Below are 20,874 nucleotides of genomic sequence, written 5' to 3'. Positions count from 1 at the left end.
GGTGCCCGGACGTCCGGCGCTGCGGGCCGCCTAGCTCTCCGGCTGCTCGATGAGCTGCGCGATGTAGAGCGCCTCGCCGAGCTTCTCGACCAGTTCGAGCTGGGTGTCCAGGTAGTCGATGTGGTGTTCCTCGTCCTCGAGGATCGACTCGAAGATGTTCGCGGACGTGATGTCGCCCTTCGTGCGCATCACCTCGATCCCGCGCTTGAGGCGGTCGATCGCCTCGACCTCCACCTGCCGGTCGGCCTGGAACATCTCGGTGACGGTCTGCCCCACCCGGACGTGGAAGAGCCGCTGGTAGTTCGGCAGTCCGTCCAGGAAGAGAATGCGGTCGGTGAGCACCTCCGCGTGCTTCATCTCGTCGAACGACTCGTGCCGGGTGTACTTCGCGAGCTTCGTCCAGCCGAAGTTCTCCTGCATCTTCGCGTGCAGGAAGTACTGGTTGATCGCGGTCAGCTCGGCGGTCAGCTGCTCGTTGAGGAATTCGATGACCTCGGGGTCGCCCTGCATCGCAGAGGCTCCTTCCACACGGGGGGACTGGGCAGATTGCGCCGCATCTTTGCACCGGTGTCCGGGAGCGTCCAGTAAGTGCATGCTTACTCCGAGTTGCCCCCATCCGGCCCGCGCTGGTCATGGGCACTGTTCCGGGTCTGTCAGGATGGAGTCATGGGTCAGCCGGTGCAGCGCGAATCTGGAGAAACGGCACAGTCGGAGCTTCCGCCGGGACAGCGACTTCAGCGCGGCTGGCCGGTCACGCACTACGGGCCCGTCCCCAAGTTCCGCCCCGAGCGCTGGGAATTCAGGGTCTTCGGCGCCACCGCCGACGGCGGGAAGCAGTGCTGGAACCACGACGAGTTCACCGCCCTCCCGTACGCGTCCGTCGTCGCCGATCTGCACTGCGTCACGAAGTTCAGCATGCTGGGGGCCGAATGGGGTGGCGTCCCCGCTCGTACGATCCTGGAGATAGCCCCGCCCGCGCCCGCCGTCACCCATGTGATGGTCTGGGCCGAGTACGGCTTCAGCTCGAACCTGCGCCTCGCGGACTTCGCCTCCGAGCGCGCCATCTTCGCCACCCACAAGGACGGCGAGCTGCTGACGGCGGAGCACGGGTTCCCGCTGCGCCTGGTCGTCCCGCACCTGTACGCGTGGAAGGGCCCCAAGTGGGTGCGCGGCGTCGAGTACATGACCGCCGACCGCCGCGGCTTCTGGGAGGAGCGCGGCTACCACAACGTCGGTGACCCCTGGCGCGAGCAGCGCTACTCCTACCAGGAGGAACCCGGGGACGGCCCCGAACTCTGAGCCCGGAACACCGGGCCCGGGCCCCGGGCTCAGCCGTCGCGCAGCTTCTTCAGCCGCTCCACGTCCGCCGCGTGCCCCTCCTTCCCGCCGGGCGTCTCGATGATCAGCGGGACGCCCTCCGTGGCGGGATGGGTCATCAGGGCGCGGAACGGGTCCTCGCCTATGTGGCCGGAGCCGATGTTCTCGTGGCGGTCCTTGTGCGCGCCGACCACGTTCTTGGAGTCGTTGGCGTGGATCAGTTTCAGCCGCCCCTCGCCGACGGTGTCGACCAGGGAATCGAGGGTCTGGTGCATGCCGCTCGGTCCGGTCAGATCGTGGCCCGCCGCGAAGATGTGGCAGGTGTCGAGGCAGACGCCCAGCCTGGGGTGCGCGTCCAGGGCCTCGAAGTAGGGGCCGAAGTCCCAGGTGCGCGAGCAGAGCGAGGAGCCCTGGCCGGCCGTCGACTCCAGCAGGAGGAACGGGTCGTCGTCATGGGTCAGTTCGTCCAGCAGCGGCAGCAGACGGTCGCGCACCTGCTTCAGGGCGACGGACCGCTCCCGGCCGCCGGTGGCGCTCCCGGTGTGCACGACCACCCCCAGGGCGCCGATCTCCCGCCCGCGCCGCAGCGAGTGCCGCAGGGACTCCACCGACTTCTCGGCCGTCGCCTCGGTGTGCGAGCCGAAGTTGATCAGATACGGGGCGTGGACGTACGCGGGGATCGACCGGGCGGCGCAGGCGGCGCGGAAGTCCTCGTCCTGCTGCGGGTTCCCGGCGGGCGTCGCCCAGCCGCGCGGGTTCGCGACGAAGACCTGCACGGTCTCGGCCGCGAGGTCGCGGGCGTAGGCCAGACCGACGGAATGGAGGCCGCCGGCCACGGGGACGTGCCCGCCGACGGGGTTGCGGAGCTGCTTGCTGGTCACACCCGCCAGGGTGTCACGCGCCGCCGCGCACCCCGCGGGCGGACCCATGGGGGCCGGATCGGACCGCGCGGGCGGACCTCGCGGGGGAGAGCGCGGCCTCCGAGCGGCTGCCCGGTCGGAGGCCGTACGTCCCGCGGGTTCAGCGGATCTGGATCGTGATCGTCGAGCCCTTGGGCGCCGTGTCGCCGCCGTGCACCGACTGCTTCTTGACCGTGTCGCCGAAGAGTCCGAGCAGTCCGCGGTCCTCGTCGACCTTGAACCCGGCGTCCTCCAGCGCCTTCTTGGCGTCGTCCACGCTGTCGCCCACGACGTCCGGGACCTCGACCATCTCGGGGCCCTTGGAGAGGGTCAGCGTCACCGTGTCGCCCGTGGCGGCCTCGCGGCCGGCGTCCGGCGTCTGCCGGGCGACCTGGCCCTTGTCGAACTCCGAGTTGACCCGTTCCGCAGCGATCTTCACCTTCAGGCCCGCGCCCTCCAACTGCGCGGTGGCGTCCTCGACCGACGAGCCGGTCACGTCGGGCAGTTCCACGGGGGCGCCCTTGCTCACCACGATCGCGATCGCCGATCCCGAGTGCCGCTCGGTGCCCGCGGCCGGATCCGTACCGATCACGAAGCCCTTGAGCACGTCCTGGCTGAACGCGCGCGTGACCATGCCCGGGGCGAGCCCGTCGCCCTTGAGCACGTCCTTCGCCTTGAACAGCGCGAGGCCCTTCAGATCCGGCACCTTCACCGTTTTGGGGCCGTCGGAGACGGTCAGCGTCACGGAGTCGTTGTCGCGGATCCGCTGACCGACACCGGGGTCGGTGCTGATGACCGTGCCCCGCTTCACGGTGTCGCTGTAGGCGTGCTTGACCGTCTTGACGTCGAGCCCGGCGCCCTGGAGCTGCTTCCTGGCCTGCTGCTCCGTCTTCGCCAGGACGGGCGGGACCTTGGTGAACTGGCCCGAGTTGATGTACCAGACACCGGCGCCGAGGCCGAGCACCAGCACGATCGCGGTGACCACCAGCAGCATCCCGCGCCGCGGCCGCGTGCCCGGGTCCCGCGGCGGTGCGACCGGCGCGGTGGTGAACGGGCTGCTCTGCTCGAACCGGCTGGTCCGGTCGATGGAACCGTCGTCCTCGTTCACCGGCAGCAGGCGGGGGACGGACAGCGAGCGCGGGATCACGCTCGTACGGTCGTCGGCGTTGTCGTGGCCCACGGACAGGGCGCCCGGGGGAATCGCGTCGAGCTGCTCGGCCGTGAGACCGGCCCGCGCCTCCAGGACCTGGCCGAGCAGCGCCACCGCGTCGGCGGGGCGGATCTCGGGATTGCGGGCCGTGGCCGCGGTGACCAGCTCGTCCAGCGCGTACGCCAGACCCGGCACGACGGCCGACGGGGGCGGCACGTCCTCGTGGAGGTGCTGGTAGAGAACCTGTGCGGCGGTGTCCGCGGTGTGCGGCTTGGCGCCGGTGAGCATCTCGTAGAGGACGACTCCGCAGGCGTAGACGTCCACCCGGGTGTCGGCGGTGCCGTGCTCGATCTGCTCGGGGGCGAGGTACGACACGGTGCCGAGGACGGTGCCCGTCGTGCTGGTCACCGTGTCCACGGCGCGCACGAGGCCGAAGTCCGCGACCTTGACCCTGCCGTCGTCCCCTATGAGGACGTTCTCCGGCTTCATGTCGCGGTGCACGAACCCGGCGCGGTGGGCCGCGCCGAGCGCGGCGAGCACCGGCTCCAGGATGTCGAGCGCGGCCCGCGGCTGCAGGGCGCCGCGCTCGCGCAGCACGTCGCGCAGGGTGCACCCGGCGATGTACTCCATGGCCAGATAGACGTACGACCCGTCCGTCCCCTGGTCGAAGACCTGCACCACATTGGGGTGCGCCAGCCGGGCCACCGACTTGGCCTCGCGGATGAACCGCTCGACGAACGAGGCGTCCGCGGCCAGCGTCGGGTGCATCACCTTGAGCGCGAGCACACGGTCGAGGCGGGTGTCCAAGGCCCTGTAGACCGTGGCCATCCCGCCGACCGCGATCCGTGCCTCGACGCGATACCGGCCGTCGAGCACGTGTCCGACAAGCGGGTCCTGAAGGGTCGTATCCACGCAGGTGAGTCTACGAGCCGCCACTGTCACGGCGCCCCGTTCGGCCGATACAGGCGCCCGACTGCAGCCGAGCTGTGACGCGCGCCGCACGTGCGAAGACTCGTTCGTCGCACAGATGTCCGATCACGCCCTGTCTGTCACCGCAAGGCCACAACACGACAACCTGCGACGACGCGGCAGGGGCCCCGGCCGGCGGCGCCGGCCGGCCCCCCTCGTGGCCCGTCCCACGACACGAAGCGCACGTCATACGGGGCGCACGCGGGGGCGCGTGGACGTCTCGGCCCCGGCCGCCCGCCGTCGCGGCGCGCGCCCGCCTCCGGCCCGGCGGCCCGTCCGGCCGGAAACCGACGTCGGCGGCCCGGCGGTCAGAACGCCGGGCGTTCGGGGTCCAGCGCCGCCCTGCCCTCCACGGGAGAGGACGCCGTGGCGAAATGCCGCCGGGGGATGCGCCCCGCCCGCCGCGCCAGACGCCCCGCCTCCACCGCGTGCCGCATGGCCTCCGCCATCAGCACGGGTTCCTGCGCCCGCGTCACCGCGGAGGCGAGCATCACTCCCGCACACCCCAGCTCCATCGCGAGCGCGGCGTCCGACGCCGTACCCGCCCCCGCGTCCAGGATCACCGGCACCCCCGCGCGCTCGACGATCAGCTCGAAGTTGTGCGGGTTGCGGATGCCTAGCCCGGACCCGATGGGCGAGCCGAGCGGCATGATCGCCGCACAGCCGACGTCCTCCAGCTTCCGCGCCAGCACCGGGTCGTCGTTCGTGTAGGGCAGCACGGTGAAACCGTTGTCGACCAGTGTCTCCGCCGCGTCGAGCAGCTCGACCGGATCGGGCAGCAGGGTGCGCTCGTCGGCGATGACCTCCAGCTTGACCAGGTCGGTGCCCAGCGCCTCGCGCGCCAGACGGGCCGTCAGCACGGCCTCGCCCGCGGTGTAGCAGCCGGCCGTGTTCGGCAGGACGCGGATGCCCAGCCGGCCGAGCACCGACAGGACCGAGCCGTGCACGGACGCGTCCACGCGCCGCATCGCGACCGTCGTCAGCTCCGTGCCGGACGCCACCAGGGCGCGCTCCAGCACGTCGAGGCTGGGTGCACCGCCCGTACCCATGATCAGCCGGGACGCGTAGGTCGTACCACCGAGGACGAAGGGATCGTCTGCCACGGGTCAGCCTCCTTGGACGGCGGTGAGGACTTCGACGCGGTCGCCCTCGGCGAGCGCGGTGGACGGCCACTGCGCGCGCGGCACGACGGTCTCGTTCAGGGCGGCGGCCACCCCGGACGACGAGGCGGTGAGGGTCGCGACGAGCGCGTCCAGAGCGGTTCCCGCGGCGATCCGCCGGCGCTCCCCGTTGACGACGACGTTCATACGTGCAGCTCCGTGCGGGCCGTGGCGCCGAAGCGCAGGGGGGTGAAGGGGCGGGCTTCGGCGGGGAGTTCGCCGGTGGTCAGGACGTGGGCCATCACGTCGCCGGTCACCGGCGTCAGCAGCACGCCGTTGCGGTGGTGGCCGGTGGCCAGCAGCAGTCCGTCCAGCGCGGTCGGGCCGAGCAGCGGCGCGTTGTCGGGCGAGCCGGGGCGCAGCCCCGCGCGGGTCTCCGTGAGCGGCAGCTCCGTGATCCCGGGGACCAGCTCGTGGGCGTCGCGCAGCAGCTCGTACACGCCGCCCGCCGTCACGGTGGTGTCCCAGCCCAGCTCCTCGCTGGTCGCGCCCACCACGAGCTCGCCGTTCTCGCGCGGCACCAGGTAGACGTGGCTGCCGCGCACCACGGCCCGCACGGTGCGGTTCAGGAAGGGCGCGTACCGCGGCGGCACGGTCAGCCGCAGCACCTGCCCCTTGACCGGGCGCACCGGCGGCACGGCGTCGTCCGGGATCCCCGCCAGACGCCCGCTGAGGCTGCCACCGGCGAGCACCACCCGGTCCGCGCCGAGTTCGGTGCCGTCCGTGGTCACGATCCCGGTGGCCCGCTCCCCCGCGACGGTCAGACGCTCCGCCCAGGTCCGGTGCACGGTCACCCCGGCCCGCTCGCACGCGGTGACCAGGGCGGCGGCGAGGCGCCGCGGGTCGATCCGGTGGTCGCCGTCCACCCGCAGACCCCCGCGCACGCCGGGCGCGAGCATCGGCTCCAGACGGCGGCACTCACGGCCGCTCAGCCACTCCGACTCCAGCCCCGAACGGACCTGCAGCGCGTGCAGTTCCCGCAGATGGGCGCGGTCGTCGGCGTCCAGCGCGACGGCCAGCGTGCCGGACCGGCGGTAGCCGAGGTCCTGGCCGGTCGCCTCGGTGAGCTCGGCGGCGAAGTCCGGATAGCGGCGCGCCGAGGCGAGGTTGAGGCCCAGCAGGGTCTCCTCGCCGAAGTGCAGCTCGGTGACGGCGGCCAGCATCCCGGCCGCGACCTGGGCGGCCCCGCCGCCCGGCCCGGGGTCCACGAGCGCGGTGGTGAGCCCGCGCTGCGCGGCCCGCCAGGCCGTGACCAGACCGATGATCCCGCCCCCGACGACGAGGACGTCCGACGAACGTGCAGACGACATGGGCGTCCAGCCCCTCCCTTCGCCGGCATGACCCGGATCAGGTTCGTACGGTCGGAGGCCGTCCAGCCTCCCTCTCAGCCCGGTGCGTCCGGGCTCCCGCGAGTGCTTTACGTTGGCCACCCTAGCCCGCCCCCGTCCGTCTCAGTAAGGGAGCCTCCGCCCATGGCGCGACCGCTCGACGGCCTCGTCCTCGCCCCCGTCGCCGACCAGGCCCCGGGCCAGGTGGGCACCCGCACCCGGTTCGCGTACCACGAACGGGACGGCGTGGTCTGGGCCGACTACGCGGGCGGCGACGTCGTCCGAGGACACCTCGTGGGCACCCGCGAGGGTGACCGCCTCGACTTCCGGTACGTCCAGCTGGGGCACGACGGGACCACCGCGTCGGGCCACTGCGTGTCCCTCGTCGTGGAACTGCCCGACGGGCGGGTGCGGCTGGAGGAGACCTGGACGTGGGAGTCGCGGCCCGGCGCCGGGACGAGCGTGGTCGAGGAACTGCGCGAGACCGGTCGTGTGGAACAGGTCACCGAGCACGTCCGCTGACTGACGGGTTGTCAGGTGCTTATGGTGATCGGGTGAGCGATCAGACGCAGGCACAGTCCCAGTCGCACGGGCTCACGGCACGGCGGGTCGTGGTGGTGGGCGCGGGCATGGCCGGGGTGCAGACCGCGGTCGCCCTGCGCGAGCAGGGCTTCCCGGGCACCGTCACCCTGATCGGCGCGGAGCCGCATCAGCCCTACGACCGGCCGCCGCTGTCCAAGGCCGTCCTGCTGGGCAAGGCCGAGGGCTCCGCCTTCGACGTCGACTTCGAGGCCCTGGACATCGACCTCAGACTGGGCAGCGAGGCGCTCGGCGTGCGCCCCGGCGACCATGAACTGGACACGGACGGCGGACCCGTCCCGTACGACGTCCTGGTCGTCGCCACCGGCGCCGAACCGATCCGGCTCCCCGGCGCCGAGGGCGTGCCCGGGGTGCATCTGCTGCGCACCCTGGACGACGCCGACCGGCTGCGTCCCGTCCTCGCCCGGCAGCACGACATCGTGGTGGTCGGCGCGGGCTGGATCGGCGCCGAGTTCGCCACGGCGGCGCGCGAGGCGGGCTGCGCCGTCACCGTCGTCGAGGCCGCCGACCGGCCGCTCGCCGGGGCGCTGCCGGCCGAGGTGGCCGCGCCGATGGCCGCCTGGTACGCGGACAGCGGGGCCTCGCTGCGCACCCACGCGCGCGTGGAGCGCGTCGAGCCCGGCGCCGTGATCCTGGACGACGGCTCCCGGGTGCCCGCGGACGCCGTCGTGGTCGGGATCGGCGCGCGCCCCGCCACCGCCTGGATCGCCGGCTCCGGCATCGAACTCGGCGCCCACCGGGAGATCGTCGCCGACGACCACCTGCGCACCTCCCTGCCGGACGTCTACGCGGTCGGCGACTGCGCCTCCTTCCCGTCGGGACGCTACGAGGAACGCCTGCTCGTCCACCACTGGGACAACGCCCTCCAGGGCCCGCGCACGGTCGCCCTGAACATCGTCGGCCAGACGCCCGCCGCCTACGACCCCGTGCCGTACTTCTGGTCCGAGCAGTTCGGCCGTTTCGTGCAGTACGTCGGCCACCACGCGCCCGCCGACACCCTGGTGTGGCGCGGCGACCCCGCGGGCGCCTCCTGGTCGGTGTGCTGGCTCCGCGAGACGCGGCTCGTCGCCCTCCTGGCGGTGGGCCGCCCGAGGGACCTCGCCCAGGGCCGCCGCCTGATCGAGGCGGGTGCCATCATGGACCCGGAGCTGCTCGCGGACCCGTCGAGGCCGCTGAAGGGCGCCACGGCCTGATCCCTCGCACCGGGTCGGACGCCCTCGGCTTCCGACTGTCGGTCCGGGATGGCAGGCTTGTCCCGTGACCGAGATTGACGCAAAGACCGATGCTCTCGTCCCCGCCTGGCTCACCCTCCCCGACATCGCCGAACAGCTCGGCGTCGAGGTGACGCGCGTCCGGCAGCTGGTCAAGGAAGGCCAGCTGATCGCCGTACGCCGTGGTGAGAACCGCGCGCTGCACGTCCCCGCCGATTTCATCGACGTGGCCGAGCAGAAGGTGGTCAAGGGCCTGGCCGGCACCCTGACCCTCCTGCGGGACGACGGTTTCTCCGACGAAGAGGCCCTGGAGTGGCTCTTCACCCCCGACCCGACCCTGCCCGGCACCCCCGCGCAGGCCCTGAGCGAGAATCGCGGCACGGAGGTGAAGCGCCGCGCCCAGGCGCTCGCCGTCTGAACCAGTTCGAGACCGTCCGGCACGGGGAGCGCGGCGGCGGGACCATCCCGGCCGCCGCGCTCCCCGCGCACCGACAACGGGGGACCCACGCATGCCCGAGACCGCCGCCACGACCGCGCGGGACCGCCTCGCCGACGCCCGCGTCTACCTCTGCACGGACGCCCGCAGGCGCCAGGGAGACCTGCCCGAGTTCCTCGACACGGTCCTGGCGGGCGGCGTCGACATCGTGCAGCTGCGCGACAAGGGCATGGAGGCGGGGGAGGAGCTGGAGCACCTGGAGGTCTTCGCGGACGCCTGCGCCCGGCACGGCAAGCTCCTCGCGGTCAACGACCGGGCGGACGTGGCCCACGCCGCCCGCGCCGACGTCCTGCACCTGGGTCAGGGGGACCTCCCGGTTCCCGCGGCCCGCGCGATCCTCGGCGACGAGGTGATCGTCGGCCGCTCGACGCACGCCGCGTCCGAGGCCGAGGCCGCCGCCGTCCAGGAGGGCGTGGACTACTTCTGCACCGGCCCGTGCTGGCCCACCCCCACCAAGCCCGGCCGCCACGCACCCGGACTCGGTCTGGTCCGCCACACGGCCGCCCTCGGCACCGCCCGTCCCTGGTTCGCGATCGGCGGCATCGACCTCGGCCGGCTCGACGAGGTGCTCGAAGCGGGCGCCCGCCGCGTCGTCGTCGTACGGGCGATCACCGACGCGGACGATCCGGGCGCGGCGGCGGCGGAATTCGCGAAGCGGCTGCGCGAGGCGTAGGCCCGCGGGCCGCCGGCACGGAGCGTTCCGGCGGGGCCGCTGTCCGAGGGGTGGACAAGAACCCGGCAGATCGGACAAATGCCAGCGGTTCGGTTGGGTGACCGACTCCCTCTGGCTAACCTGCGAGTATGGCCCTCGGATCCGCTTCCACCAGGACTGACCGCGCACGCACCGTGCGCGACATGCTCGCGACCGGCAAGCAGACCTTTTCCTTCGAGTTCTCGGCGCCGAAGACCCCCAAGGGCGAGCGCAACCTGTGGAACGCCCTGAGGCGGGTCGAGGCCGTGGCCCCGGACTTCGTCTCCGTGACCTACGGAGCCGGCGGCTCCACGCGGGCCGGCACGGTCAAGGAGACCGAGCAGATCGTCCTCGACACGACCCTCACCCCGGTCGCACACCTCACCGCGGTCGATCACTCCGTCGCGGAACTGCGCAACATCATCGGGCAGTACGCGGACGCGGGCATCCGCAACATGCTCGCCGTGCGCGGCGACCCGCCCGGCGACCCCATGGGCGAGTGGGTCCCGCACCCCCAGGGTCTGACCTACGCGGCCGAACTCGTGCGCCTCATCAAGGAATCCGGCGATTTCTGCGTCGGGGTGGCGGCCTTCCCGGAGATGCACCCCCGGTCCACGGAGTGGGACCTGGACGTCTCGCACTTCGTCGACAAGTGCCGCGCCGGCGCCGACTACGCGATCACGCAGATGTTCTTCCAGCCGGAGTCCTACCTCCGTCTGCGTGACCGGGTGGACGCGGCGGGTTGCGTGACGCCGGTCATCCCCGAAGTCATGCCCGTGACAAGTGTGAAGATGTTGGAACGGCTGCCCAAACTCTCGAACGCTTCGTTCCCGGACGTCCTGAAAGAGCGGATCCTCACAGTCAAAGACGATCCGGCGGCTGTACGCTCCTTGGGGATCGAGTTCGCGACGGAGTTCTGCGCGAGACTGTTGGCCGAGGGAGTCCCCGGACTGCACTTCATCACGCTCAACAACTCCACGGCGACGCTGGAAATCTACGAGAATCTGGGCCTGCATCACCCGCAGCAGGCCTAGACCGGTCGCACCCGCGTACGACACACTGCGTAGCGGCCACTGGGAGAGGGGCGTACATGGGCTTGACGGTCCTCTATCTGGCATTCGGCATCGTCGCGCTGTGGCTGCTCGGCGAGGTGCTGCTGCAGTACAAGGCGCGGCTGCGCTTCAGGCTGCTCGCCTTCGTCGGCTTCCTCGGTGTGGTCCTCGGCGTCCTGATGCACTCGGTCGTCGTCATCGGCCTGGGCGCGGCCGCCTTCACGGTCGGCCAGACGTACGTGACGCTGTCGTTCCGCCAGGGCTTCGCGCAGGGCTGGGCCATCAAGGGCCCCGGCGCGGAGGACAGGCCCGGCAAGCCCAGCAAGCGCCGCCGCGGCGAGCCGGAGGAGGCCGACGAGCTCGAGGAGAGCCCCGACCTCGACGAGGTCGAGGTGGCCGCCTACCGGCGCGAGGACCCGTACGCCGCCGACGAGGACGACGTCTTCACGCCCGCCCCGTCCGACCGCTTCACGCCCCCGGAGCCGGCCGAGCCCGCGGCCGCCGAGTCGACCTCGGTCTACGAGCCGCAGCCCCTGCCCGAGGACACCGGCTCCTACGGCGTCTACGACACCACCGCCTACTCCGCCGCCGCCGACCAGTCCTACGCCGGCGCGTCCCCGTCCCAGGACCAGCAGGCCTACGCGACGGGCCAGGACCAGCAGGCCTACGCGACCGGGCAGAACCAGCAGGCCTACGCGTACGACGGCTACACGGGCTACGACCAGCAGCAGTACGCCTACGGCACCGGCCAGCAGCAGTACACCGGCTACACGGACCCGTACACCGGCCAGCAGCAGTACACCGGCGCCACGTACGACCAGAGCGCCTACAACGGCGGCGACCAGCAGCAGTACGCGCAGCAGCAGAACTACGGCCAGGACCAGTACGCCACCGGCACCTACGGCGGCGAGACCCCGGCCGGCGGTGTCTGGGTGCCCCAGCAGCGCACCGACGAGTACGGCGGCGAACTCCCGCCCGAGCAGCAGCAGTACCCCTACCAGGGCAACGGCAGCGCCGGGTACGACGAGCAGTACCGCTACTGACCGGCCGGACAGCGGCCCGGGGACTCTTCCGCACCGCTGCCCGCCGGGCACCCACCCGCCAGGGCCCTCACTGCGAGCCCTGGAACTCCGGCCCCTCCACGATCAGCCCGGCCACCAGCGCGCCCGACATGCCCGCGTGCGGCAGACCCCCGCCGGGATGTGCCCAGCCCCCGGCCGCGTAGAGCCCCGGTGTCCGCGTGGTGTTCGACGGGTGCAGCAGCCGGCCCTCGCCCGCGGCGAGCGCCGGGGCGGGAACGGCGCCGCCCTCCACGCCGGTCGCCTCCGCGATGTCGGCCGGGGTGCGGACCTCGTGCCACAGGAGCCTCTCGCGCAGATCCGGCAGGGCCCGCCCGGCGGCGTCGAGAACCCGCTCCACGTCCTGCCCGGACACCTGGGCGCCGGACGGCACCGTGACGGTCAGCGTGACCGCCTCGTGCTCCGCGTCCGGTACGAGCGCCGGGTCGTCGGGACGCGCCACCACGACGGTAGGTGCCGCGGGCACCCCGCGGCGCCCGCCGAAGAGCCGCTCCAGCTCGCCGTCGCGGTCGGCCGAGTGGACCACCGTCCGGTGCGCCACCCCGGCGGGCCGCGCACCGCGCAGCGCGAGCAGCAGCGTCAGCCGGCTGGACGCGCCGGACTGCGGCGCCACTTCGTCACCGCCCCGCAGCGGAGCCCCGGCGACGAGGCCGTCCAGGACGCCCGGCGCCACGCCCGCGACCACGAAGTCCGCGGGTTCGAACGTGTCTCCCCCGGGCCCGGCGGGCGCGGCACCGCCCTCGGTACCCGAAGCCGCGCCGCCCCCCGGGGAGAGCTCCACGCCGACGGCCCGGCCGTCCTTCTCGACGATCCGCTCGACGGCGGTGCCGAAACGGAACTCGACCCTGCGCTCCAGGCACCGCTCGTACACGGCGCGCGCCAGTTCCCTGATGCCGCCGCGCACGTACCAGGTGCCGAAGGCGTGGTCCATGTACGGCAGCACGGCGGCGCTCGCCGGGGTGGTGCGCGGGTCGAGCCCGTACACCAGGGCGTGGCTCTCCAGGAGGGCCGTCAGACGCGTGTCGCGCAGCTCCCACGCGGCGACCTCGGCGAGGGTCCCGGCCCGGCGGGTGCGCAGCAGCTTCCGGTGCGGCACCGAGGGATAGGGCTCGCGTTCGGCCAGCACCGTCCAGTTGGGCCACAGCGGCTCCTCCAGGAGCGGCCGGCGCGCACGGTCCCACGCCTCCCGGGCCCGCACCAGGAAGTCGCCCCACCGCGCGCCCGCGCCCTCGCCGAGCGCCTCGTCCAGCGCGGTGAGCACACCCGCGCGCGAGGCGTTCGGCAGGGACACCCGGGTGCCGTCCGCGAAGACATGGCCGGCCGACGGGTCGACCTGCACCAGCTCGACGCACTCCTCCAGGGGCCGCTTCCCGGTCTTGACGAACAGATCGCGGTAGACCGCGGGCAGCGGCAGCAGTCCCGGGCCCGTGTCGAAGACGAAGCCGTCCCGCTCGAAGCGGCGCACCGCACCGCCGTACGTGTCCGTCCGCTCGTACACCACCACCCGGTGGCCCGCGACGGCCAGCCGGGCGGCGGTCGCCATCGCGCCCATCCCGGCGCCGATCACCGCAATCCGTCCCATGCCGGCGACTTTATCGGCCTGCGTCGGCAGTCCCGTCAGTCGCGGTCCGCCCACGGCGCCCCGCCGGACGGCCGTGGCGGCGCGGTCGCCCGGCGGGGCACCGCCGCGGCCGTCCGCCGTTCCTCCCGGCGCTGCGCCCGGCGGCGCAGGAACCGTCTGATCCGCGAGACGAGGAAGCAGAGCACCGCGAGCCCGGTGAACAGCAGGACCCCGGCGACGCTCGCCGCGGCCCAGGGATGGAAGACCGCCAGCGTCACGACGCCCGCGACCCCGAGATCCTCGGCGGTGCTCACCACGAAGTTGCTGAAGGGCTCCGGCGAGGAGTTGACCGCCATCCGCGTCCCGGCCTTGACCGTGTGACTGGCCAGCGCCGTCGAACCGCCGATCACGGCCGCCGCCAGATCCGAGAGCGAGCCGCCGTGTCCGGCGAGCAGCGCCCCGACCCAGGCGCCCACCGCCGGCCGGATCACGGTGTGCACGGAGTCCCACACCGAGTCGACGTAGGGGATCTTGTCGGCGACCGCCTCGCAGAGGAAGAGGACACCGACTGTGACCAGGATCTCAGGGCGTTGCAGGGCCGCCGGGACGTCGTCGCTCAGTCCGGTGGCGCCGAAGAGGCCGAGGAGCAGCACCACCGCGTACGCGTTGACGCCGCTGGCCCAGCCGCTGGTGAAGACCAGGGGGAGTACGGACACGGAGGGGATCGTAACCAGGGGGCGGCAGGGGTGTCCTGGGTCTGAGCACGCAGGTCTGAGTATCCGTACCTACAGGGTGAGATGAGTAGGCGCACGGATGGGTTCGACCTGCGCGAACGAGAGAGTGGAGACACGGAGAGGGGCGTGGCTCCGGCACCGCCGACACGGGGCGGCGGAACGGAACCCGCGCCCTTGGCCGCTCCTTCCGCCGGCCCGCTCGGCGGGAGTGAGACACGGGGGAACCCGGGGGACGACCGAACGGGGGCCCGACGGGGGTACGGGGGAGCACGGCGAAGCGCCGGTACGGACGGCCCGCGGGGGACGCGGCCGGGCGGACCGGCGCTTTCGTGCGTGCGGTGCGGGGCGCCGGGCCCCATGGCGCGCCCGACCGGTGGCCGGGCGCCACGGGTTTCGGCGCCCCGCCTCAGCCGTGGCCGCTCACGCGCCCCTGGAGGAGCCGGGAGAGTGCCGCGTGGACGTCGTCCAGGGAGCGCTCCGGCTGGAAGGCCTGCCAGTCCAGGGCGGCCACCAGGACCATCCCGACCAGCGCCGCCGCCGTCAGCGGGATGTCGATCTCCTCGCTCAGCTCCCCGCCCGCCACGGCGTCGCGCAGAACGCCCTCGACGACCGCCACCGCCTGCTGCCGCACCACCATCAGGGTGGACTGCCAGGCCCGGTTGGTGCGCCAGAGCTCCGCGACGTAGAGCTGGGTGAACGCCGGATACCGGTTGATGAAGAGGAGCCCGGCCCGGATCATCGCGTCCAGCGCGTCGACCTTGCTGCCGCCGTCCCGGTCGGTCTTCTCCGCCGCCTCCCGCAGCGAGGCGGTCAGGAGCCCCACGCCATGGCGCAGCAGCTCTTCGAAGAGGACCGATTTGCTCGCGAAGTTGTAGTAGACCGTGCCTTTCGCGACCCCGGCCCGCTCGGCGATCTCGTCCACCGTGGTGGCGGAGAAGCCCTGTTCGGCGATCAGGGTGACGGCCGCCTCGTACAGCTTCTGCCGGGTCGCCTCGCGGCGGCTGCCGCCGCCCGCCGTGGTGCTGCTGCTTTCCATGGCTCCGATTGTCACAGGAGCACCCGCGCGCGTGGTCACAGGCTCAGATCCGGATGCAGCCGGGAGAGGGTCCACACCTGCCTCCGGCGGGCCGTCAGGGCGGTGAGCGCGAGCGCGCCGACGGTGAAGGCCGCCAGCACGGCGCAGGCCGTTCGTACCGGCTCCAGGCCGCCGCCGGTGATGAGCCTGCGGAGGGCCTCGACGACGTAACTCATCGGCAGGTAGGGGTGGATCGCGTTGAAGAAGCCCGGACTGGTCTGGACGGGGTACGTGCCGCCCGCCGAGGTCAGCTGGAGCATCAGGAGGGCCAGGACGAGGATCCGGCCCGCCGCTCCGAAGCGGGCGTTCAGCCACTGCACGATCGCCGCGAAGCAGGCCGTCACCAGGAACAGGAAGCCGACCGTTCCCGCCGCCCGCACCATCTGGAGACCGATAGCCCAGTGCAGCACCGCCATCAGCGCGGCCGTCTGCAGGACACCGACGACGGCGACCGGCAGCCAGCCCGCCAGCGCGATGCGCCACCCCGGGGCGCCCGCCGCCAGCGCGCGCCGGTTCAGCGGCTGGATGAGCATGTACGCCACCATCGCGCCGACCCACAGGGACAGCGGGATGAAGTAGGGGGCGAAACCGGTGCCGTAGTTGGGTGCCTTGTGCAGGTCCCTGGAGGCCATGTGCACCGGGTCGGCCATGACCTCGGTGCGCAGGTCACGGTCGGGCTTGTCGTAGTCGGGGATCCGCCCGGCGCCGTCGTGCAGGCCGCCCGCGAGCTTCCCGGAGCCGCCGACGAGCTTGTACAGGCCGCCGTCGAGGCCGCTCGCGCCGGTCCTCAGCCGGCCGACCCCCTTGTCGAGGTCCGCCGCGCCGGTCCCGGCGGTGCCGAGACCGGAGTGCAGCCGCTTGGCGCCCCGGGCGACGGCGGCGGCCCCCTCGTTCAGCTTGTCGATCCTGGAGACGGCGTCGTCGAGGTCCTCGGAGAGATGCGGCGAGCGGGCGGCGAGGGCGCGGGCCTGCTTCTCCAGCGTCGCCAGGTTCTTGTCCAGCGCGCCGAGGTCGCCGTCCTGGTCGTCGATCAGCGCGTTCACGTCGTCGGTGACCTTGACGACGTCCGCGGCGGCCTGGGCGGCCTTCGTCAGCTCGGGGCACGCCGGGTCGGGGACGGGCAGGGTCTCGCAGCGCGTGCGGTGGACGGCGTTCAGCGCGTCGGAGGCCGTGCGCGCGCCCTTGGCCGCGGCCGGCGCCGTCTTCACCAGGGTGGCGAGGTTATGGCGGATCCCCGCGGAGGAGTCGGCGACCAGCCGGGCCGTGTCGCCGATCGACTTCTCGTTGTCCTTCAGGAACGGCCCCACCTTGTCCGCGACCCCGTCGACCTTGCCGGCCAGCGCCCGGGTGCCGTCCGCGACCTGGCGCGATCCGTCCTCCAGATCGCTCGCGCCGGTGGTGAGTTTGGTGAGGCCCCCGGAGAGCTTTCCGCTGCCCTTCTTGGCCTCCTTCAGTCCGTCCGCGAGAGCCTTGGAGCCCTTCTTCGCCGTACCGAGGCCGTTGTTGAGCCGGTCGGCGCCCTCGGCGGCCTTCACGGTCTTCCCGTGGATGTCCGAGAACGAGATGAAGATCTTGTCGAGGAACGAACGCGAGGCCTTCGTGGAGGCGGCCGTCCGCACCTGGCTGAACACCGTGCGGGAGATCTGCCCGACGATGTAGTTGTTGGCGTCGTTGGTCCGCACCTGGAGCGCGCTCGTCTCGGGCGAGGCCCCGGAACTGGACGCGATCCTTTTGCTGAAGTCGCCCGGCATGGTCAGCGACAGGTAGTACGTGCCGTCCTCCACGCCCCGGCGGGCCTCGGCCGAACTCACCTCGTGCCACTCGAAGGTGTCGCTGTCGCGCAGCCCCTCGGTGATGGTGTCCCCGACGGCGACCTCGTGGCCGCCGACCGTCGCTCCCTCGTCGTCGTTCACCAGCGCCGCGGGGATGCGGTCGAGACGGCTGTAGGGGTCCCAGAACGAACACAGGTAGAGCGCGCCGTACAGCAGGGGCAGCAGCAGGAGCGCGACCAGGGCGGCGCTCGGGAGCTTGCCCCGGCCGAAGCGGCGGAGTTCGAGAAAGGCCAGTTCAGGCGAGCGCATCGGCCGTCTCCCGGTCATGGTTTCCGCTGTCGCTGTCGCTGTCGGCGGTGTCGGCGGTGGCGGTTTCTGTGGCTGTGGCTGTGTGTGCGGCTGCGGCTGTGTCCGTACCGGTGACGTCTGTGTCCGCACTCGCGGCGGCGGCCTCTTCGGAGGCCGCGGCGGGGGCGGTCGCGTCGGGTTCCCGTCCCTCGGCGGTCCTCGCCGTTGCGGTCGGCGCGGTGGACACGACGACGGCGCCCTCGGGAGCCTCGCTGCACACCGCCACGACCGTCGTGCCGGACTCGGCGAGAGAGGTCAACAGAGCCCAGATCTCGGTCCGTTCGGCCTCCGAGAGCTTGAGGTCGGTGTCGTCGACGCCGAGCAGCAGCGGGCGGCCGATCAGGGCCAGCGCGAGCGACAGCCGCAGCGCTTCGAGCCGTTCCAGATCGCGTACGGCGGTCCTCGGTCCCTTGGGCAGGGTGTCCGGGTCGAGCCCGGCGGCGGCCAGCGCGGCGCCGACGCGCGACGCGACGGTGTCCGCACGCTTGCCGCGAGGCCGCAGCAGGTCGCGCAGCGAACCCCCGAACCGCCGCTGCAGCAGGGCCCGTTCCCGCAGGTGCTCCCCGACGGTCAGCGCGGGGTCGAGGTCCGTGACCCCGGGCACGTGGGCCAGCGCGCTCACGCGGCGCACCGCGGCCATCTGCTTCGGCAGCCTCGACGAACCCACGGCCGCCGTTCCCCCGGTGGCCTTCATCCGGCCCGTCAGGGCGAGCAGCAGGCAGGTGCGCCCGGATCCCGACGGCCCCTCGACCGCGACGAGCGATCCGGGCTCCGCGTCGAGACGGACCCCGCGGAAAACCCACCCGCGGGGTCCTTCGAGTCCGAAGTCCTCGGCCGTGACACGCAGTCCGTGCGGACCGTCCACAGCTCCCCCATCCTCTGGAACACATCGAACTATTTTTGAACTGACTGGTCAGTGCAAAAACTAACCCGAACTTTCGATCGAAGCAAAATCGCAGGTCAGAACGGATTGTCAGTGGCATACCGCACGATGAGCACATACGGCCACAGTGCCGTCACACGACGACAGGAGGTTCGTCATGGCCCATTCGTCCGCAGCCGCCGCCCGTCGGCGCCGCGCCACCGGCCCTGCCCCCTCACTGACCGGACCGGCGGGCGACGTGCACCCCGTGCTCCGCCGGGCCACGGCCCCGCCCGCCGCCCTCGACCTGCTCGCCCAGGCCCGCGCCGGACTCGACGAGGCGGCGGCACTGGAGACGTCCAACGAGCGCTATGCGACAGCCCACTTGGCCGCGCTGCGCACCGCCGCCGCGGTCCTCGCCGCGCGCGCCCGCCCGGAGCCCGTCTCCCGGCGCCGGGTCCGGATCCGCAGCGCCTGGGAGGTACTTCCGGAGATCGCGCCCGAACTGACCGAGTGGAGCGCGCTGTTCGCCTCCGGCGCCACCCGCCGTGCCCGCGCGGAGGCCGGCATCCAGGGAGCGGCCACCACCCGCGACGCCGACGATCTGATACGCGACGTCGCCATGTTCCTGCGCCTCGTCGAGCGATTGCTGGTGCTGCAGCCCGTGCTGCCCCAGCCCCGCCCGGACGGGGGCCGGGACCAGGACCGGGACGGGGTGGACAGGGGGGTTCCGGACGCGGGCTGACCGGCCGGGGACCTCGGGCGGAGCACGGGGCCGACGGTGTACGGGCGTTCGCCGGGCGCCCGCTCGTCACGCGATCCGCCGCGCGCTCCCCGCGGGATCCGGCGCGCGTGGGACGGGGGCCCGGCCACGGCGGCGGAGGCAATAGGGTGGAGGCGCCTGCTGCCTCCCCGCCGGGAGGCTCGAAGATCGCTCCGCCGTCGACTGGCGGTGCCGCGCCGAGGAGTCAACTGCCGTGTCGGACCCGATGCGCCCCCGCGCTTCTCTCCGTACCGCCGTCGTCTGGGAGGTCCTCAGGGACGCTCTGGACCGTCAGGTCAAGGCCGCCGGGCGGGAGTCGCTCGACGTACTCGACACCGGCGGCGGCAGCGGCAACTTCGCCGTGCCCGTGGCCCGCCTCGGCCACCGTGTCACCGTCGTCGACCCCAGTCCGAACGCGCTGTTCGCGCTGGAGCGGCGTGCCGCCGAGGCCGGCGTCGCCGACCGCGTGCAGGGTGTCCAGGGCGACGCGCACGGCCTCTTCGACGTGGTCGAGCGCGGCCGCTACGACGCGGTGCTGTGCCACGGGGTCCTGGAGTACGTCGACGACCCGGCGGAGGGTGTCCGCAACGTGGTGGACGCGCTGCGCCCCGAGGGCGTGCTCAGCCTCCTCGCCGCGGGCCTCGGCGGAGCCGTGCTGGCCCGCGCCCTCGCCGGGCACTTCAAGGAGGCCCGGCACGCGCTCGACGACCCGGACGGACGCTGGGGCGAGAGTGATCCCGTTCCGCACCGGTTCACCGCCGAACAGCTCACGTCCCTGGTCGCGTCCGCCGGCCTGCACGTCGCCGCCGTGCACGGGGTAAGGGTCTTCGCGGACCTGGTGCCGGGGGTCCTGGTGGACACCGAGCCGGGTGCCCTGGAGGCGCTGCTGAAGCTGGAGGCCGCGGCGGCCGAGCTCGCCGCGTTCCACTCGGTGGCCACCCAGCTCCATGTGCTCGGTGAGGCCCGGGGGGCCGCGGAAGCCTGAGCCCGCTCCCGTGGCGCGCCGCTGATCAGGGGCGCGGCGGCAGATGGAGTACGCCACAGACCACCCGATCGAGTGCTCGGCGCCGTATGATCGGGGGAGACCGTCCGGCATGACGGACCGTTCGCTGGGGAATGCACGCCTCAGCGCATCGGGGCGCCATGAAGGGCTCCGGTCGGTGAATTGGCGTAGAGGGCGGGTTTCACGGGGCCGATTCCCTGCCTATCCTGAAGGGGACCCCCGGTCGCCCCGGCGACTGCACGATGAGGAGGACTCCGTGCCGCTCTCGGAGCACGAGCAGCGAATGCTCGAGCAGATGGAGCGAGCGCTGTACGCCGAAGATCCCAAGTTCGCGACAGCGCTTGAGGGAAGCGGGCTGCGTACGTACACCCGGCGACGGGTCTACCAGGCGGTCGTGGGCTTCCTGGTGGGTATCGCGCTCCTCATGGCTGGAATGGTCGCGGTTCAGATCTGGCTGAGCGTGGTGGGCTTCCTCGTCATGCTGGGCTGCGCGGTGCTCGCCGTCACCGGTTGGCGCAAAGCTCCCAAGCCGGGTGAGCAGGCCGTGCCGGGTTCGTCCGCCGCTCGCCGGCAGAGCCGACCCCGCCGTTCCGTGATGGACCGGATCGAACAGCGCTGGCAGCGTCGTCGCGACGAACAGGGCGGCAACTGAGCCTTCGGCGTCGCCGCCGCGGACACATACACATACGCGTGAGGGGGCGGGCCCCCCGGGCCCGGGGGGGGGCCCCCCAACCCGGGGGGGGGGCCCAAACCCCGCCCGAAGAATCGGCCGCCCCCCGGCGGGCCGCCCCCCCACCCGCCGGG

General features: G+C 72.8%; 21 protein-coding genes and 1 riboswitch. Of the genes, 10 read left to right on the top strand and 11 right to left on the bottom strand.

Annotation, left to right across the window (positions count from 1 at the left end; genetic code table 11):
- Nucleotides 1-30: 30 nt before the first annotated feature.
- Entirely contained in the window at nucleotides 31-510 is a 480-nt protein-coding gene (bfr, locus tag ACH4S8_RS19295; RefSeq protein ID WP_382780994.1) for a bacterioferritin, read from the bottom strand.
- A 156-nt stretch (nucleotides 511-666) separates the two neighbouring features.
- On the opposite strand from bfr, the gene ACH4S8_RS19290 reads away from it, so the two are divergent.
- On the top strand, nucleotides 667-1,299 hold the full coding sequence (locus tag ACH4S8_RS19290; RefSeq protein WP_398395446.1) for a sulfite oxidase-like oxidoreductase: 633 nt from the start codon (nucleotides 667-669) through the stop codon (nucleotides 1,297-1,299).
- A gap of 29 nt (nucleotides 1,300-1,328) precedes the next feature.
- Here ACH4S8_RS19290 and ACH4S8_RS19285 read toward each other — a convergent pair whose 3' ends face one another.
- From ACH4S8_RS19285 to thiO, 5 genes are all read right to left on the bottom strand, one after another.
- Nucleotides 1,329-2,198 (bottom strand): deoxyribonuclease IV, encoded by an 870-nt coding sequence (locus tag ACH4S8_RS19285; RefSeq protein WP_398395444.1) that lies wholly within the window; start codon nucleotides 2,196-2,198, stop codon nucleotides 1,329-1,331.
- A gap of 139 nt (nucleotides 2,199-2,337) precedes the next feature.
- Entirely contained in the window at nucleotides 2,338-4,278 is a 1,941-nt protein-coding gene (gene pknB / locus ACH4S8_RS19280) for a Stk1 family PASTA domain-containing Ser/Thr kinase (protein ID WP_398395442.1), read from the bottom strand.
- Between the two features lie 365 nt (nucleotides 4,279-4,643).
- Complete coding sequence (locus tag ACH4S8_RS19275) at nucleotides 4,644-5,438, bottom strand: thiazole synthase (RefSeq protein ID WP_398395440.1); 795 nt, start codon at nucleotides 5,436-5,438, stop codon at nucleotides 4,644-4,646.
- 3 nt (nucleotides 5,439-5,441) lie between these two features.
- Entirely contained in the window at nucleotides 5,442-5,642 is a 201-nt protein-coding gene (gene thiS, locus ACH4S8_RS19270; RefSeq protein ID WP_398395438.1) for a sulfur carrier protein ThiS, read from the bottom strand.
- Nucleotides 5,639-6,805 carry a glycine oxidase ThiO gene (gene thiO / locus ACH4S8_RS19265; protein WP_398395436.1) on the bottom strand — a complete coding sequence of 389 codons (1,167 nt, stop codon included), beginning with the start codon at nucleotides 6,803-6,805 and terminating at the stop codon, nucleotides 5,639-5,641. The genes thiS and thiO overlap by 4 nt, the downstream gene beginning before the upstream one ends.
- Nucleotides 6,803-6,915, bottom strand: a riboswitch (TPP riboswitch). Its footprint overlaps the gene before it by 3 nt.
- Before the next feature lie 52 nt (nucleotides 6,916-6,967).
- Here thiO and ACH4S8_RS19260 point away from each other — a divergent pair.
- The 6 genes from ACH4S8_RS19260 to ACH4S8_RS19235 all read left to right on the top strand — a co-directional run bounded on the left by ACH4S8_RS19260 (nucleotide 6,968) and on the right by ACH4S8_RS19235 (nucleotide 11,916).
- Nucleotides 6,968-7,345: a hypothetical protein gene (locus ACH4S8_RS19260; RefSeq protein WP_398395434.1), complete on the top strand. Its 378-nt coding sequence runs from the start codon at nucleotides 6,968-6,970 to the stop codon at nucleotides 7,343-7,345.
- 32 nt (nucleotides 7,346-7,377) lie between these two features.
- Nucleotides 7,378-8,616, top strand: coding sequence for an NAD(P)/FAD-dependent oxidoreductase (locus tag ACH4S8_RS19255; protein ID WP_398395432.1), 1,239 nt, complete (start codon nucleotides 7,378-7,380; stop codon nucleotides 8,614-8,616).
- A 64-nt stretch (nucleotides 8,617-8,680) separates the two neighbouring features.
- Nucleotides 8,681-9,052 (top strand): Rv2175c family DNA-binding protein, encoded by a 372-nt coding sequence (locus tag ACH4S8_RS19250; protein WP_398395430.1) that lies wholly within the window; start codon nucleotides 8,681-8,683, stop codon nucleotides 9,050-9,052.
- Between the two features lie 91 nt (nucleotides 9,053-9,143).
- Entirely contained in the window at nucleotides 9,144-9,803 is a 660-nt protein-coding gene (gene thiE, locus ACH4S8_RS19245; protein ID WP_398395429.1) for a thiamine phosphate synthase, read from the top strand.
- Nucleotides 9,804-9,931: 128 nt separating this feature from the next.
- Nucleotides 9,932-10,855: a methylenetetrahydrofolate reductase [NAD(P)H] gene (gene metF / locus ACH4S8_RS19240; RefSeq protein WP_398395428.1), complete on the top strand. Its 924-nt coding sequence runs from the start codon at nucleotides 9,932-9,934 to the stop codon at nucleotides 10,853-10,855.
- A 56-nt stretch (nucleotides 10,856-10,911) separates the two neighbouring features.
- Complete coding sequence (locus ACH4S8_RS19235) at nucleotides 10,912-11,916, top strand: hypothetical protein (protein WP_398395427.1); 1,005 nt, start codon at nucleotides 10,912-10,914, stop codon at nucleotides 11,914-11,916.
- Between the two features lie 67 nt (nucleotides 11,917-11,983).
- On the opposite strand, the gene ACH4S8_RS19230 is transcribed toward ACH4S8_RS19235, so the two are convergent.
- The 5 genes from ACH4S8_RS19230 to ACH4S8_RS19210 all read right to left on the bottom strand — a co-directional run bounded on the left by ACH4S8_RS19230 (nucleotide 11,984) and on the right by ACH4S8_RS19210 (nucleotide 18,307).
- Nucleotides 11,984-13,534, bottom strand: a complete 1,551-nt coding sequence (locus ACH4S8_RS19230) for a phytoene desaturase family protein (protein WP_398395426.1) — start codon at nucleotides 13,532-13,534, stop codon at nucleotides 11,984-11,986.
- Nucleotides 13,535-13,569: 35 nt separating this feature from the next.
- Nucleotides 13,570-14,229 (bottom strand): DUF4126 domain-containing protein, encoded by a 660-nt coding sequence (locus tag ACH4S8_RS19225; protein WP_398395425.1) that lies wholly within the window; start codon nucleotides 14,227-14,229, stop codon nucleotides 13,570-13,572.
- Between the two features lie 424 nt (nucleotides 14,230-14,653).
- Nucleotides 14,654-15,283: a TetR/AcrR family transcriptional regulator gene (locus ACH4S8_RS19220; RefSeq protein WP_398395424.1), complete on the bottom strand. Its 630-nt coding sequence runs from the start codon at nucleotides 15,281-15,283 to the stop codon at nucleotides 14,654-14,656.
- Between the two features lie 35 nt (nucleotides 15,284-15,318).
- Nucleotides 15,319-17,403 carry a YhgE/Pip family protein gene (locus ACH4S8_RS19215; RefSeq protein WP_398395423.1) on the bottom strand — a complete coding sequence of 695 codons (2,085 nt, stop codon included), beginning with the start codon at nucleotides 17,401-17,403 and terminating at the stop codon, nucleotides 15,319-15,321.
- On the bottom strand, nucleotides 17,390-18,307 hold the full coding sequence (locus ACH4S8_RS19210) for an ATP-binding cassette domain-containing protein (protein ID WP_398395421.1): 918 nt from the start codon (nucleotides 18,305-18,307) through the stop codon (nucleotides 17,390-17,392). Before ACH4S8_RS19210 ends, ACH4S8_RS19215 begins: the two co-directional genes overlap by 14 nt.
- Before the next feature lie 175 nt (nucleotides 18,308-18,482).
- Here ACH4S8_RS19210 and ACH4S8_RS19205 point away from each other — a divergent pair, with 175 nt between their 5' ends.
- From ACH4S8_RS19205 to ACH4S8_RS19195, 3 genes are all read left to right on the top strand, one after another.
- Nucleotides 18,483-19,049 carry an SAV_6107 family HEPN domain-containing protein gene (locus ACH4S8_RS19205; protein WP_398395419.1) on the top strand — a complete coding sequence of 189 codons (567 nt, stop codon included), beginning with the start codon at nucleotides 18,483-18,485 and terminating at the stop codon, nucleotides 19,047-19,049.
- Between the two features lie 232 nt (nucleotides 19,050-19,281).
- On the top strand, nucleotides 19,282-20,052 hold the full coding sequence (locus tag ACH4S8_RS19200; RefSeq protein WP_398395417.1) for a methyltransferase: 771 nt from the start codon (nucleotides 19,282-19,284) through the stop codon (nucleotides 20,050-20,052).
- A 274-nt stretch (nucleotides 20,053-20,326) separates the two neighbouring features.
- Nucleotides 20,327-20,722, top strand: coding sequence for a DUF3040 domain-containing protein (locus ACH4S8_RS19195; protein WP_398395415.1), 396 nt, complete (start codon nucleotides 20,327-20,329; stop codon nucleotides 20,720-20,722).
- The last annotated feature ends 152 nt before the right edge of the window (nucleotides 20,723-20,874 follow it).

Source organism: Streptomyces sp. NPDC021080 (assembly GCF_044333225.1).
Taxonomy (GTDB): Bacteria; Actinomycetota; Actinomycetes; order Streptomycetales; family Streptomycetaceae; genus Streptomyces.
The sequence above is the reverse complement of the archived record's forward strand: the minus strand, read 5'-3'. Positions and strand labels throughout refer to the sequence as shown.

Bases quoted from the DNA above. Each gene is read 5' to 3' on its own strand.
- thiS (WP_398395438.1), bottom strand. From the start codon at position 5,642: ATGAACGTCGTCGTCAACGGGGAGCGCCGGCGGATCGCCGCGGGAACC.
- thiE (WP_398395429.1), top strand. From the start codon at position 9,144: ATGCCCGAGACCGCCGCCACGACCGCGCGGGACCGCCTCGCCGACGCC.
- ACH4S8_RS19235 (WP_398395427.1), top strand. From the start codon at position 10,912: ATGGGCTTGACGGTCCTCTATCTGGCATTCGGCATCGTCGCGCTGTGG.
- ACH4S8_RS19260 (WP_398395434.1), top strand. From the start codon at position 6,968: ATGGCGCGACCGCTCGACGGCCTCGTCCTCGCCCCCGTCGCCGACCAG.
- metF (WP_398395428.1), top strand. From the start codon at position 9,932: ATGGCCCTCGGATCCGCTTCCACCAGGACTGACCGCGCACGCACCGTG.
- ACH4S8_RS19220 (WP_398395424.1), bottom strand. From the start codon at position 15,283: ATGGAAAGCAGCAGCACCACGGCGGGCGGCGGCAGCCGCCGCGAGGCG.
- ACH4S8_RS19205 (WP_398395419.1), top strand. From the start codon at position 18,483: ATGGCCCATTCGTCCGCAGCCGCCGCCCGTCGGCGCCGCGCCACCGGC.
- bfr (WP_382780994.1), bottom strand. From the start codon at position 510: ATGCAGGGCGACCCCGAGGTCATCGAATTCCTCAACGAGCAGCTGACC.
- ACH4S8_RS19215 (WP_398395423.1), bottom strand. From the start codon at position 17,403: ATGCGCTCGCCTGAACTGGCCTTTCTCGAACTCCGCCGCTTCGGCCGG.
- ACH4S8_RS19290 (WP_398395446.1), top strand. From the start codon at position 667: ATGGGTCAGCCGGTGCAGCGCGAATCTGGAGAAACGGCACAGTCGGAG.
- ACH4S8_RS19230 (WP_398395426.1), bottom strand. From the start codon at position 13,534: ATGGGACGGATTGCGGTGATCGGCGCCGGGATGGGCGCGATGGCGACC.
- thiO (WP_398395436.1), bottom strand. From the start codon at position 6,805: ATGTCGTCTGCACGTTCGTCGGACGTCCTCGTCGTCGGGGGCGGGATC.